The sequence below is a fragment of the Paraliomyxa miuraensis genome (genome assembly GCF_026337845.1).
Taxonomy (GTDB): Bacteria; Myxococcota_A; Polyangia; order Nannocystales; family Nannocystaceae; genus Paraliomyxa; species Paraliomyxa miuraensis.
In genome coordinates this window covers 409,974-422,352 of the sequence record NZ_JAOVZF010000159.1, presented here as the reverse complement: position 1 = coordinate 422,352, position 12,379 = coordinate 409,974, and the positions used below count along the sequence as shown (strand labels likewise).

The window sequence follows — 12,379 nt, the reverse complement described above, 5'->3', positions numbered from 1 at the left end:
GTCATCGTCGTGCTCCTCTTCGATCTCGATTTCGTTGCGAGCCCGAGCCTAGTCACGCGAACCGAAGCGGCAATCCGCGGTCGGGTGTGCGCGTTCGCGGTGCGACGTGGGCTCCACGGCACATCGGGAGCCGTGCCCCGCGCTCGGCCCCGTGCGCGACGAGGACACGGCTTGCCGCAGGAACGAGCTCGAGCACCGCGTGGGGACCCCCTACGGGGCGCCCCCACCGTGGCACGCGGGTTGCACTCGTGGCGCGGCGCTCATGCGCATCGCCCAGGTCGCTCCCCTCTACGAGAGTGTGCCTCCGGCCGGCTACGGCGGCACGGAACGCATCGTCGCCTACCTCACCGAGGCACTCGTGGCGATGGGGCACGACGTCACGCTCTACGCCTCGGGGGACTCCTGCACCCCGGCGCGGCTGGTGCCGGCGTGTCCGCGCGCGCTGAGACTCGACGACGGCTGCCGCGATCGACTCGTCCATCACTGGGTGCTGCTCGACATGCTGGCGCAGGACCACCATTCCTACGATGTGATCCACTTTCACGTGGACTACCTGCACTTCCTGCTCTCGCGGCAGCTCCAGCTTCCGCAGCTGACCACGCTGCACGGGCGACTCGATCTGCCCGAGCTCGTCCCGCTGTACGATCGTTTCCCCGACATGCCGGTCGTGTCGATCTCGATGGCGCAGCGCCGGCCGCTACCGCGCGCGCGCTGGGTGGGCTCGGTGCCACACGGCCTGCCGCTGGACATGCTCCAGCCGGGCGAGGGGGCGGGCGAGTACTTCGCGTTCCTGGGCCGGATTTCGCCCGAGAAGCGCGTGGATCGAGCGATCGAGATCGCGGTCGCGCTGGGGGTGCCACTGCGGATCGCCGCCAAGGTAGACCCAGTCGACGAGGTCTACCATCGCCAGAACATCGCCCCGCTGCTCGAGCACCCGCTGGTGACCCACGTGGGAGAGATCTCCGATGCACAGAAGTCGAAGTTCCTCGGCGATGCGACCGCGCTGCTGTTCCCGATCGACTGGCCCGAGCCGTTCGGGCTGGCGATGATCGAGGCGATGGCCTGTGGCACGCCAGTGGTGGCATTCGACCACGGCTCGGTCCGCGAGGTCATCGACGAGGGCGAGACCGGCTTCATCGTCGACGACCTGCCGTCGGCGATCGTGGCGGCCCGCCGCGCCAGCCGGCTCGATCGGCAGCGGGTCCGGGCCACGTTCGAGCGCCGGTTCTCGTCGATGCGCATGGCCGAGGACTACGTTGCGCTCTACGAGCGAGTGGTCGCATCTCGACCGCTCGATGACGGGCCGCTGCCGCCGCCGCGAGCCCCCCAGTTGCTGCCGCGAGCGGTCACGGGAGGTGCCTCGGCATGACGGCCCCCGCGGTGGAGGAGGTGGTCGACGACCGCTACCACATCTCCGCATTCGTCAACGGACTCGAGCTGCGGCGCGTGCTCAAGCACGGTGAGCTGTTCGTGGTCGTCAGCCGCACGGGCAACATCCGCTCGGGGGGGCGCGGCGAGCAGGGCCTGTACTACCGGGGCACCCGGCACGTCTCGCGGCTCGTGCTGCGGCTGGCCGGGCACCTACCGCTGCTGCTCGGGTCCAATGTGCACGAGGACGATCTACTGCTCACCTGCGACCTCACCAACCCCGACATCCTCGTGTGCGACTCGGGCTCGGCACGCGACGGCCACCTCGAGATCCCCTTTGGCACGCTCCACGTGAGTCGCTGGTCGGTGCCGCTCGACGGCGTCTATCTCGAGCGCATCGTGGTCTCGAACTACGGGCTCGAGGCGCTCGAGGTGGTCCTCTCGCTCGAGCTGCAGGCCGATTTCGCCGACGTGTTCGAGGTACGGGGGACCCCTCGCGAGCAGCGGGGCCGACGGCTTCCCCCCGATGTGGGTCCCACGACGGTGCAGCTGGGCTATTGCGGGCGCGATGGAGTGCTCCGGCGTACGCGGTTCGAGCTCGAGCCTCCCCCCACGGGGCTACATGCGAGCGAAGCCTCCTATCGAATGCACCTGCCGCCGCACGGCGACTTCACGGTGATGCTGCGCGTGGTGGCCGAGCACGGCGCCGAGCTCGACCGATCGAGCGCTGCGGTCGCGAAGCGGTTCGACGACGTGCTGCGGCAGCGACGGCAGGCCATCGAGGAGGCGCGCAATCGGCAGTGCCGGATCTGGACCTCGCACGAGCGCTTCAACCACGTGCTGGAGCGCGCACGCGCGGACTTGGCGATGCTGCAGACCCAGACCCCGCAGGGGCCCTATCCGTACGCCGGGATCCCCTGGTACTCGACTCCGTTCGGCCGCGATGGCCTGTGGACGGCGATGCAGATGCTGTGGCTGGTCCCGGAGATCGGCGCGGGTGCGCTCGAGTTCCTGTCGGCGCACCAGGCCACCGGAGAGGACCCCCAGGCGGATGCCGAGCCCGGCAAGATCGTGCACGAGATGCGGGATGGCGAGATGGCCGCGCTGCGCGAGGTCCCGTTTGGATGCTACTACGGCAGCATCGACTCGACGTCGCTCTACCTGATGTTGGCGTGGCGTCACCTCGAGGCGACCAACGACCGAGCGCTGATGCAGCAGCTGTGGCCGCACCTCCGCCACGCAATGCACTGGATCGAGACCTACGGCGACCAGGACGGCGACGGCTTCGTGGAGTACGGACGCAAGTCGACCGATGGTCTGGCTCAGCAGGGCTGGAAGGACAGCAACGACTCGGTGTTCCACCGCGACGGGTCGCTCGCGACCGGCACGATCGCGCTGTGCGAGGTACAGGGCTACGTGTACGACGCCAGGCTCGGGATGTCGATGGTGGCGAAGGCGCTGGGGCACGAGCCGCTCGCCGCCCGCTGGGAGCGCGAGGCCCGGGCGCTGCGCGAGCGCTTCGACCAGGCGTTCTGGTGCGAGGAGCTCGGCACCTATGCGCTGGCACTCGACGGCGACAAGCATCCGTGCCGGGTACGAACCTCGAATGCGGGCCACTGCTTGTTCACGGACATCGCCCTGCCAAGGCGCCGCGCCGCGCTCGCGCGTACGCTGATGCACGAGTCGATGTTCTCCGGGTTCGGGATCCGCACCCTCGCCAGCGACGAGCGCCGCTACAACCCGATCTCGTACCACAATGGATCGGTGTGGCCGCACGACACCGGGATCGTGGCGCGGGGGCTCGCCAACGCGGGGTTCGTGAGCGAGGCCGAGCGCCTGCTGAATGCACTGTTCGAGGTCGCGAGCGCGTCGGAGCTGCTGCGGCTGCCCGAGCTGATCTGCGGCTTTGCCCGCCACGCCGGACGAGCACCGATCCAGTACCCGGTGGCGTGCTCACCCCAGGCGTGGGCCTCGGGCTCGATCTTCATGGCGCTCCAAGCGGTGCTGGGGCTGCACGTCGACGGGATGGCCCGGCGCATCACGTTCAACAAGCCGCGGCTTCCGCCATACGTCGAGACCCTACGAATCGTGGACCTACGCGTGGGCCGGGAGCGCGTGTCGCTGCGGCTGCATCGGCATCCGGAGGACGTGGGCATCCTGGTCACGGACGCAACGGGAGACGTGGAGGTGGTGGTGGTGAAGTAGCCGAGGCTCGTCGCACCCGCCGCTCACGCCGGAGGCGTGATGATCGGGTGCTGCTCCACCGAAGACTCGGCCCGCTGCGCAAGCAGCTCAACCAGCAGCTCCTCGCGCCGGCGCGTCGTGTCGAACATCCGCCGCTGATGGCGGCTGGTCCTGACGAGCATGACGATGAGCACCACCAGCGCGGCTGCCAACAACGCCGCGGCCACGATCGCCACCGTTGCGCCGATGGCCAGCGCCCTGCCCAGAGCTTCCCCGGCTCCGTCCTCGTCCGCCACGCCGGACTCGTCGAGGCCCCGCTCGGCCCCGCGGGCCACCCCCACCCCCATGCTCGCCATCGACCGTACGATCGCCTGCTGCACGTCCTCGCTCTGCAGGCCTCGGCCGACCGCTGGCAGCACGTCGTGCTCGAGCACCCTGGCCAGCGCGGGTCCCAGCTGCTGCTCGATCACGATCGCCATCGAGGGTCCGAGCTCGTCCTCGATCGCGCTGCCCATCCCCGCGGCCACCGTCTCACCGACGCTGGCCGCGAGCCTCGCCGGTCGGCTGCGCGGCTCGGCCCACGCGTCGTCCTCGTCGTCGGACCAGGAGCGATCGAAGCTCGGCGCCAGCTTCGACTCGCGGCTCCGCCCGTGCTCGAGCGGCAGCCGCTCCTCGACACCACCGACCTCCGGCCCCGGCTGCACGCCCGTTCGTGGGGCCGCACCTCCTCCGCCGCTCGTCATGCCCATGCCATCGAAGGCACCGGCGACCACGCTCGCCGAGGACTGACGCAGGGCGTCCTGGATGGCGGGAGAGCCCAGGAGGTCGCCGAGGATCGCCTGACTCCGGGGCCGAGCAAGCACGTCGAGGGTGCTCTCCAGCGTCCCCTCGGCCGCATGCTCGCCCACCTGCTCGCTGACGGGCTTGCCGTTGCTCGTGGTGGCACACGCCGTCGTGGCCACCAGCGCGAGCCCGACGCCCGAGAGCACGAGCCGGTGGCACACGTCCATGATCATCATCATGAAGTCCGATGAAGCCCGAAGAGGTGAAGCCGATGCGATGATGTCGAAGCCCGATGGCCGTGGCGCGTCGAGCATCACTCCGCGGGTGGACGCTCCGGGCGCGGGCTCTTCTTTCCGCCGGGCTCGTCGCCTGCGTTGCCCGGCTTGCCGGCACCGGCTTGCTTGCTGCCCCCGGGCTGGCCCGAGGGGCTCTTGCCCTCCTTGCCCTTGGGGTCCTTCTTCTCGTGCTTCTCGTGCTCTGATTTCTTGGTGGAGTTCATGCTCCTTTACTGCATCGCTGCAAAGCGGCAGCAAACGGGATTCGTCGTTCAAGGGAAGCACCTGCACCGCGGCCGGGGTGCCCCCTCTACGCATGCCGGCCGGCATGCGCGGCCGGCATGCGCGCTTTTCTCGTCCATCAGCACGGCTCGGGTTGCTCCCCGCCTTGCTTGGCGCAGAACCCCGCGCAGGAGAACACGATATGCGTCCCGCCAAGACGAACACCATCTGCGCATGTGCGCTCGCCTCCATGCTCGCGCTCGGCTGCGAGCGCAAGAACGATGAAGCAAGCGACGGTGAAGCCGCCAAGCCCGTCGCCGAAGGAACCGAGCCCAAGTCCGTACCACCCGGCGAGCCGGTGGCCCACCAGCTCTCCCACCAGAGCCAGGAATTCGTGATGGCGGCCGCCCGTCACGGCATCTTCCAGATCGAGCTGGGCCAGGTCGCCCAGCAGCACGCCCAGATCCCGGCGGTGAAGGAGTTCGCCGGCAAGCTGGTCGAGGCGCACCGCAAGGCCAACGAGGAGCTCCGCACGCTCGTGGAGCACCAGAACGTCTCGTTCCCCACGGGGCTCACCGACGACGGGCAGGACACGAAGAAGGAGCTCATGGAGGAGGAGGCCAACGACTTCGACGAGGAGTACATGAGCGCGGTCATCGACCGCTATCAGAAGGCCATCGACGAGTACGATCAGCAGAGCAAGCGCGACGAAGCGCCCCAGCTTCAGCACTGGGCATCCACTCGCCTGCCGGCCCTGCACGACGACCTCGAGCAGGCCAAGCGCATCAAGGAACAGAACGTGGACCCCGAGCAGAGCCTGCTGGACTGACTCGCGAGCGACCGACGCCGCCGCAGATCGAGAGCCACACCGACATGCCCAAGACGTGGAGCAACAAGGACGAGCGACAGTACGAGCACATCAAGGAGAGCGCCAAGGACCGCGGGCGCTCCGACCGTCGCGCCAAGGAGATCGCGGCGCGCACGGTGAACAAGCGCCGCCGTCAGGAAGGCCGCACGCCGTCGAAGCGCACCCAGGGCACGGGAAATCCCAACGAGCCCCTCGAAGAGCACACTCGGGACGAGCTCTACAACCAGGCCCGCGAGCTCGGCATCGAAGGCCGCAGCGCCATGCGCAAGGCCGAGCTGGTCGACGCCATTCGTGCAGCGACCTGAGCCCGTCGAAGTCGTGCTCGACGACCTCCAGGACCCATGGACTGGGACCGAGCCCGGGCCCCCCGCCCGCACCGAGGAGCGCCCGGGCACCAGGACGATCGAGCCGCCTGGAGGACGCCGGCTCGGTGCAATTGGCGCCGAGCCTTCGCCTCCGCGGAGAATTTGGTCGGCAGCGGTCGGGCTCGTAGAACCAAGGACGCGCGGTGTCCGAAGGGCCCGAGCACGAGGAACCGATCATGTCAGGCTGCATCGTCGTGCGCACGAAGATCGAGGACACGCTGGGGCTCATCGCGGATCGCGAGGCCCAGCTTCGCTACCAGGCCGAGGTCCCGTGCGTGGACGTCTCCACCGAGCTCTTCTTGCAGTGGGAAGACTGGTATCGGCCCGACACCGAGGACTTCCAGGGGGCGTTCGACCCCGAGGAAGCCGCCACCCTGCGGATGTTCCACCAGGTCTTCGCCGTGGTTCGCGACACCATGATCCAGGGGTTGCCGCCCATCGATCAGTTCGTGACGACCACCGCGTGGAAGCGCCTGAGCGGAGCGGCGTGCTCGGCCCTGGGCCTGCTGCGCCGGAGCCTGCAGGCCGCTTGAGCGCCGTGCTCCTTCCTGCGATCCCCGGACCCGTGGCGGTGGTCGGGGCCGGCTACCTCGGCGCGGCCGTGGCCACCGCGCTGCCGCCCCCGACGATCGCCACGACGCGATCGGGCCAGTGGCACGGCGATGGTTCCCCACCGACCGGGGTTCGGATGCACGGGCTCGACGTGCTCGCCCCCACCCCCGACGTCGCGGGGCTGCTCGAGGCCCAGGCGGCCGTGCTGTGCTATGCGCCGGGCCGCGATCCCACGGTGGATCGACGCCGCTTCTACGTGGACGGCACCCGTCGCTTGCTGGCCGCGCTCATGCAGCAGCGAGTCTCGCTGCGACGCGTGGTGTGGATCGGCTCGACCTCCGCCCTGCCCGACCGCGACGCATGGCTCGACGAGGACTGCGACGAGCGCCCCGACCACGAGCGTGGACGAGTCCAACGCGACGCCGAGGCGGTGGTGATCGAGCACGCCCAGCAGCACGGGATCCCATGGTTCGTGCTGCGCCTGGGAGGCCTCTACGGTCCGGGGCGCGGGCTCGATCGGATCTACCGACGGCGCGGGACCCATGGCCAGAGCGATTCCCAGGCCGATGAATTGCCCGGCGACGGCATGGCCCCGACCAACCTCGTCCACCGCGACGACGCCGTGGCGGCCGTGCTCGCTGCGTTGGCGGCGCCCGCCGATCGACATGGCGTGGTGCACGTGGTCGACGACGAGCACACGCCGCGTCGATGGATGTACCAGCGACTCGCCGAGCGGCTGGGCCTGCCCCCCGTGGAGTGGGCCGATCCCGTGCCGCCGGGCGCGGCTCCCCGAGGCAAGCGGGTGTCCAATCGTCGGCTCAAGCAGCAGCTCGGGGTCCAGCTACGGTTTCCACTGCACCAGCTACCCTGAGACGGTCCCTTCCCGCGCCGACGGCGTTGCTCGACGCTCTCGCGGTCGAGGTCGGGGCCGAGGGCAGCCCTCGAGCGCCGTGGGGCCGCTCATTGCCCGGCCCCCCTTGCGCCGGCGAGCGACATGCTTAAACCCAGCCAACGCTCATGCAAGGCCTGGTCACCGAAGCGGTCGCGAACGCCCTCCCCGTCCCCGTCGACCGCGAGCTCGCCGACCTCGATCTCGGCGAGCTGCGGGCCGAGCTCGAGCACGTGGCCGAGCAAGCACGGGCCGCGCTCGACGAGGGCATCCCCCTCAGCGCAGCCGTCGCCGACCCGCGCTTCGATGCCCTCGTGCGCTTCCACCAGGATCTCCGCGATGCCCTCTTCGTGGAGCTGCCCCGCGAGCTGGCCGGCTGGATCGAGCGAGGCGTGGCCAACGCCGAGCCCGCCGCATCCGACGGCGCACTGGGCTTCGTCGATGCGCTGGCTCATCTGGCGCGTGAGGCGGGAACCCGTGGAGCCGATGCTCGCTCGGCGGGCCACGATCCTCAGGCGCGGCTCCAGCGGGCCCTCGCCGAGCTGCTGGTGTTCGAGGCCCTGCGACTGCGCCTGTTGCTGGTGGTGTGGCAGTCCGAGGACTTCGAGCGCTTCGGCGGAGAGGAGTCCGATGTCGATGCGATCGCGTGGGAGGAGGTCGCGCTGCTGCTCGATGATCCGGCGCTGTGCGACACGCGGGTGCGTCCGGGCGTGCTCATGATGGCGGCGGCCCAGGTCTCGATGGCGCGCGAGTCGGCCGAGCGCGCGCAGGCCCTGCGGCGCTCGGGCGAGGAGGTTCGCGAGCGCCTCCACATGCGCGCCCGGCTGCGAGCGGCGCTGCGCGAGCTTCGACTGCCCGAGTCGGTGCTGCTGGAGAACGCCCTGTCCACGCTGCTCGACGAGCCACGGCTCGAGCTGCCCGAGCTGCAGCAAGCCCACCCCCTCGCGCTCCAGGGCATGTCACGCCAGGCCATGGATCAGAGGGTCTCCCGGGGTCGTCGCGCGCTCACCCGCTCACCCGACCACTGGCCACGACGCCGCCAGGCCGCGCTCTTCGATCTGCTGCGCCCCGCCGGATAGCACACGCCGCTTCCAGATCGTCGCAGGCCAGCGCAGCCGCCGTACGTTCCTGCTAGCCTCGCCTCGTCATGCGTCCGGTCCTGCTCGAGCTGCCCGGGTGGGGCCCGCTCAACGCCTACGGCACCCTCATCCTGCTGGGGGGCCTGCTGGCCATGCCCGGTCTCTACTGGGAGCTGCGCACGCGGGGTCTGGGGCGGGGGCGGCCGGGCACCATGCTGCTCGACCTCTACCTGATCCTGATCTTCTCCGTGGCGGTCGGCGGCCGAGTCGTGCACGTGCTCACCACCCCCGGCGACTACTTCGAGCACCCGTCCCGCCTGTGGGCCCTCGACGGCACCGGCTTCGTGTTCTTCGGCTCGCTGCTCGCCACGCTGGGCGGCTTCTACTGGCTGGCCCGCCGCTACGAGACCACGTACGCGCAGATCTGCGATGCGGGCGCGACCTGGATGCCGCTGGGCCACGCGCTGGGGCGCATGGGCTGTGCGATGGCCGGGTGCTGCTGGGGCGCCCCGACCGATGTCCCGTGGGCGATCCGCTTCGGCCCCGAGTCGGTGGCCTACCTCGCGGGCGAAGTCCCCCACCAGGGCGCGCAGACGGTGGCCCTGCACCCGACCCAGCTCTACGAGGCGATCGGCCTGCTGACGCTGTTCGCGGTGCTCCTGGTCATTCGACGGCGTCGCGGCATCGAGGCCCCCTGGCGTCAGGCCAGCCGCTACGCGGTGGGCTATGGGGTGCTGCGCACGATCCTCGAGATCTTCCGCGGAGATCCATCCCGCACGTTGCTGGTCGAGCTGCGTGCATCCACCCTGGCGCAGTGGCTGGGCTTGCCGCCCGACCAGCCGCTGCTGCTGTCGTTCTCGCAGGCGATCGCGCTGGGCTTGTTGGCCCTGGGCCTGTGGGGCCTTCGCCGCACCCGGGACGCCAGCAGCGCCCGCGGGACCTCCGCGTCTTCGGGCTGAGCGGTCCGCAGGGGCTTGGGCTTCATTCGGGGCCTGCGGCCTGCGGCGGCCTTGCTATGCTCCGGCGACCCCGATGGCGTCCGAACGAGATCCCGACGAGCCCGAGCTCGACTCCACCCCCGCCTCGTCGGGCGAGGCCAGCCACGACGACGACCGTGCCACCGAGGAAGGCCGCGCCGAAGCCTCGGTGTCCGCCGCTCCCACGCCCGCCCCCGATGCGTCCGTCGATCCGCCCCGCTCGCGTCGACTGTTGCTCTCGGGCGCCGTGCTCGTGGTGCTGCTGGCCCTCGACCTCGTCACCAAGCAGTGGGCATGGGACAACCTCCGCGAGGGGGCGATCCGCATCGTGATGGATGGCTGGGTCTACTTCGAGTTCGGCTTCAACACCGGCTCGGCGTTCAGCCTGCTGCGCGATGCCTCGTGGAGCCGCCTGCTGTTCATCGGCATCACCTTCCTCGCGCTGTTCTACATGGGCCACCTCGCCCGGACCCTGCCCACGCGCTTCACCAGCGCGTACGTGGCCATCGGCATGGTCGCCTCGGGCGCGCTGGGCAACCTGCACGACCGCTTCGTCCGCACGATGATCATCGACGGCGTGGAGCGCTACGGCGTGGTCGACTTCATCAAGGTCTACTACTGGCGGGGCAAGCCGTGGCCCACCTTCAACGTCGCCGACGTGGCGCTGGTGGCCGGCGTGGCGCTGCTGCTGCTGTTCTTGCTGCGCCACGGCGACGTGCTCGACGAGCAGGCCGAGCGCGCCAAGCAGGCCAAGGCCGCCCCCACCTGACCCCTCGCACCGCGCCTCGCCCCCATGACCGACTTCGCCCGCTACGAACGAGACGAGACCGTCGCCACCATCACCATGGACGACGGCAAGGCCAACGCGCTCGGGCCCGACATGATCGCCGCCGTCAACGCGGGGCTCGACCGTGCCGAGGAGGACCAGGTGCGCGCCGTGGTGCTCGCGGGGCGGCCCGGTCGCTTCTGCGCGGGGTTCGATCTGCGCGTGCTGACCTCCGGGCGTGCGGCGGCCGAGCCCCTGGTCCGGGCGGGTGCCGGATTGTTCATGCGCATCTACGGCTTCGCCGTGCCCGTGATCGCGGCGTGCACGGGCCACGCCCTCGCGGGAGGGGCCCTGCTGCTCCTGGTCAGCGACGCGCGGGTCGGAGCCCTCGGCGAGTTCAAGGTGGGCCTGAACGAGGTCGCGATCGGGATCCCGCTGCCGGAGCTGGTCCGACGCCTCGCCGAGGACCGCCTCGACGTGCGGCACCGGGTGGAGGCCACGCTGCTGGCCAAGGTCTACGAGCCCGCCGGGGCGCTCGGGGCCGGCTATCTCGACGAGGTGGTCCCCCCGGCAGAGCTGCTCGCCCGGGCCCACGAGCGCGCTCGCGAGCTGGCCCGGCTTCCCGTCCACGCATTCTCCACGAGCAAGAAGAACGTGCGCGGGGCTTCCATCGCGCACATCGAGTCCGCGCTCGAGGACGACCTGACCCGGATCCTGCTGGCGGGTCGGACCTAGTCGGCGAACGCCTGGGCCTCGGCGAGGGTCCGCAGGCGCTCGGCTTCGGGATCACCCTCGCCCCCGATCGAGCCGCCCACGCACAGGGTCGCGCCGTAGCGATCGACCGAGGCCGTGCGCACGGGGATGCTCATCGACAGCCCGTTCGGCTCGAGCACCACGATGGCGCCGCCGTGGATCCCTCGCGCGTGCTCCTCGAGCTCGTCGATGACCTGGGCGGCCCCCTGGCGAGGTGACCCGATGACGCCCGCGGCCGGGAACATGGCCTCGACCAGGGCGCGCAGCGACAGCCCGCGGGGAAGGCTGGCGGAGACCTGCGTGATGAGCTGATGAGACAGCGGCAGGACTCGCCGCTGCGGCTGCGGCTCGGCGTAGAGGGTCCCGGGTACGGCGATCCGCCCAAGGTCCTCGCAGGCCTGGTCGACGATGGACTGGTGACGCGCCCGCTCGCGCGGGTCGTGGAGCAGAGCATCGCCGATGGCCGCGTCGCGGGCCGGATCGGGATCGCGGGGACGCACGCCCTCGGTCGGCCACACCCGCACCAGATCGGCCCCCTCCAGGCCCTGGCCGTGGCGCACGCCGAGCAGGGTCTCGGCCGAATTGGAGAGGAACCAGGTGTCGGCGTCGGCCTCGAGCAGCGCGCCCATCGTGACGGGACGGCGGCGACGCAAGCTGGCGTAGGCGCTGGCCACTCGCACCGGCGTACCGGGCGGGGCCGAGGCCTTCCAGCGCGCGCCGAGCTGCTGCGACAGGTGGACGTGCGAGGCACGGCCGGCGGCGATGGCCTGCTGCGCCCGCCCCACCCGCTCGCGATACTCCTCGGGCACCAGCCGGGGTCGCAGCGGCTCGAGGGGCCAGGGGGGCTCGCCCATCGGAGCCGAAGCGGCGCGCTCCAGCACCCCTGCGAGCTGGCGCGCAGCATCGGGGTCGCCATGGACGAGCTCGTGCCCGTCGGCATGGCGCTCGAGCACCGCGGGATAGCGTCGCAGGCACAGACCAGGACGCGGGCCTCGCCCCGCGCGGCGGCTCAGCATGAAGTCGATCCCGAGCTCGTAGGTCAACCATCCCACCCACACCCGCGACGGGTCGGCACGCCAGCGCACGTCGACGGCATCGAGCTGGGCCATGTCGTCGCCCTCGATCACGAGATCGGGCTCGGCCCCCACGAAGCTCCGCCCCTGCCCCGAGCCATCGAGCCAGGCCAGGCCCGGCAGCCAGCCCTGGGACAGGCCCCGGAGCACGGCGTTGGCCAGCATCGGCTCGGAGGTGATGGAAGATTCGCCTGCCATGACGCGCGCGCTCCTCGTGGCCCGATC

13 protein-coding genes are annotated in these 12,379 nt (G+C 70.7%); 10 read left to right on the top strand and 3 right to left on the bottom strand.

Annotated features, from left to right (window positions below):
• Positions 1-151: 151 nt before the first annotated feature.
• Complete coding sequence (locus tag OEB96_RS32915; RefSeq protein WP_266220796.1) at positions 152-1,369, top strand: glycosyltransferase family 4 protein; 1,218 nt, start codon at positions 152-154, stop codon at positions 1,367-1,369.
• Positions 1,366-3,573: an amylo-alpha-1,6-glucosidase gene (locus OEB96_RS32910; RefSeq protein ID WP_266220795.1), complete on the top strand. Its 2,208-nt coding sequence runs from the start codon at positions 1,366-1,368 to the stop codon at positions 3,571-3,573. Before OEB96_RS32915 ends, OEB96_RS32910 begins: the two co-directional genes overlap by 4 nt.
• Before the next feature lie 23 nt (positions 3,574-3,596).
• Here the strand turns inward: OEB96_RS32910 and OEB96_RS32905 are convergent, their stop codons facing one another.
• Both OEB96_RS32905 and OEB96_RS32900 read right to left on the bottom strand, forming a co-directional pair.
• Positions 3,597-4,562 (bottom strand): hypothetical protein, encoded by a 966-nt coding sequence (locus OEB96_RS32905; protein WP_266220794.1) that lies wholly within the window; start codon positions 4,560-4,562, stop codon positions 3,597-3,599.
• A gap of 86 nt (positions 4,563-4,648) precedes the next feature.
• Positions 4,649-4,834: a hypothetical protein gene (locus tag OEB96_RS32900; RefSeq protein WP_266220793.1), complete on the bottom strand. Its 186-nt coding sequence runs from the start codon at positions 4,832-4,834 to the stop codon at positions 4,649-4,651.
• A 200-nt stretch (positions 4,835-5,034) separates the two neighbouring features.
• Here OEB96_RS32900 and OEB96_RS32895 point away from each other — a divergent pair, with 200 nt between their 5' ends.
• The 8 genes from OEB96_RS32895 (at position 5,035) to OEB96_RS32860 (ending at position 11,063) form a co-directional block, all read left to right on the top strand.
• On the top strand, positions 5,035-5,661 hold the full coding sequence (locus tag OEB96_RS32895) for a DUF4142 domain-containing protein (protein ID WP_266220792.1): 627 nt from the start codon (positions 5,035-5,037) through the stop codon (positions 5,659-5,661).
• A gap of 44 nt (positions 5,662-5,705) precedes the next feature.
• Complete coding sequence (locus OEB96_RS32890) at positions 5,706-6,005, top strand: Rho termination factor N-terminal domain-containing protein (protein ID WP_266220791.1); 300 nt, start codon at positions 5,706-5,708, stop codon at positions 6,003-6,005.
• Between the two features lie 236 nt (positions 6,006-6,241).
• Complete coding sequence (locus tag OEB96_RS32885; protein ID WP_266220790.1) at positions 6,242-6,598, top strand: hypothetical protein; 357 nt, start codon at positions 6,242-6,244, stop codon at positions 6,596-6,598.
• Between the two features lie 5 nt (positions 6,599-6,603).
• Positions 6,604-7,488 carry an NAD-dependent epimerase/dehydratase family protein gene (locus OEB96_RS32880; protein WP_266220885.1) on the top strand — a complete coding sequence of 295 codons (885 nt, stop codon included), beginning with the start codon at positions 6,604-6,606 and terminating at the stop codon, positions 7,486-7,488.
• A gap of 146 nt (positions 7,489-7,634) precedes the next feature.
• A complete protein-coding gene (locus tag OEB96_RS32875; RefSeq protein ID WP_266220789.1) occupies positions 7,635-8,585 on the top strand; it encodes a hypothetical protein in 951 nt (316 codons plus the stop codon).
• 68 nt (positions 8,586-8,653) lie between these two features.
• Positions 8,654-9,544, top strand: a complete 891-nt coding sequence (locus OEB96_RS32870; protein WP_266220788.1) for a prolipoprotein diacylglyceryl transferase — start codon at positions 8,654-8,656, stop codon at positions 9,542-9,544.
• Between the two features lie 73 nt (positions 9,545-9,617).
• Positions 9,618-10,331 (top strand): signal peptidase II, encoded by a 714-nt coding sequence (lspA, locus tag OEB96_RS32865; RefSeq protein WP_266220787.1) that lies wholly within the window; start codon positions 9,618-9,620, stop codon positions 10,329-10,331.
• 24 nt (positions 10,332-10,355) lie between these two features.
• Complete coding sequence (locus OEB96_RS32860; RefSeq protein ID WP_266220786.1) at positions 10,356-11,063, top strand: crotonase/enoyl-CoA hydratase family protein; 708 nt, start codon at positions 10,356-10,358, stop codon at positions 11,061-11,063.
• Here the strand turns inward: OEB96_RS32860 and OEB96_RS32855 are convergent.
• The gene (locus OEB96_RS32855) at positions 11,060-12,352 is read right to left on the bottom strand and encodes a chorismate-binding protein (protein ID WP_266220785.1); all 1,293 of its coding nucleotides are present in this window, start codon (positions 12,350-12,352) and stop codon (positions 11,060-11,062) included. The two genes, OEB96_RS32860 and OEB96_RS32855, sit on opposite strands and share 4 nt — an antisense overlap.
• Between the last annotated feature and the right edge of the window lie 27 nt (positions 12,353-12,379).

Bases quoted from the DNA above. Each gene is read 5' to 3' on its own strand.
- OEB96_RS32905 (WP_266220794.1), bottom strand. From the start codon at position 4,562: ATGGACGTGTGCCACCGGCTCGTGCTCTCGGGCGTCGGGCTCGCGCTG.
- OEB96_RS32895 (WP_266220792.1), top strand. From the start codon at position 5,035: ATGCGTCCCGCCAAGACGAACACCATCTGCGCATGTGCGCTCGCCTCC.
- OEB96_RS32910 (WP_266220795.1), top strand. From the start codon at position 1,366: ATGACGGCCCCCGCGGTGGAGGAGGTGGTCGACGACCGCTACCACATC.
- OEB96_RS32875 (WP_266220789.1), top strand. From the start codon at position 7,635: ATGCAAGGCCTGGTCACCGAAGCGGTCGCGAACGCCCTCCCCGTCCCC.
- OEB96_RS32885 (WP_266220790.1), top strand. From the start codon at position 6,242: ATGTCAGGCTGCATCGTCGTGCGCACGAAGATCGAGGACACGCTGGGG.
- OEB96_RS32855 (WP_266220785.1), bottom strand. From the start codon at position 12,352: ATGGCAGGCGAATCTTCCATCACCTCCGAGCCGATGCTGGCCAACGCC.
- lspA (WP_266220787.1), top strand. From the start codon at position 9,618: ATGGCGTCCGAACGAGATCCCGACGAGCCCGAGCTCGACTCCACCCCC.
- OEB96_RS32860 (WP_266220786.1), top strand. From the start codon at position 10,356: ATGACCGACTTCGCCCGCTACGAACGAGACGAGACCGTCGCCACCATC.
- OEB96_RS32870 (WP_266220788.1), top strand. From the start codon at position 8,654: ATGCGTCCGGTCCTGCTCGAGCTGCCCGGGTGGGGCCCGCTCAACGCC.
- OEB96_RS32900 (WP_266220793.1), bottom strand. From the start codon at position 4,834: ATGAACTCCACCAAGAAATCAGAGCACGAGAAGCACGAGAAGAAGGAC.
- OEB96_RS32890 (WP_266220791.1), top strand. From the start codon at position 5,706: ATGCCCAAGACGTGGAGCAACAAGGACGAGCGACAGTACGAGCACATC.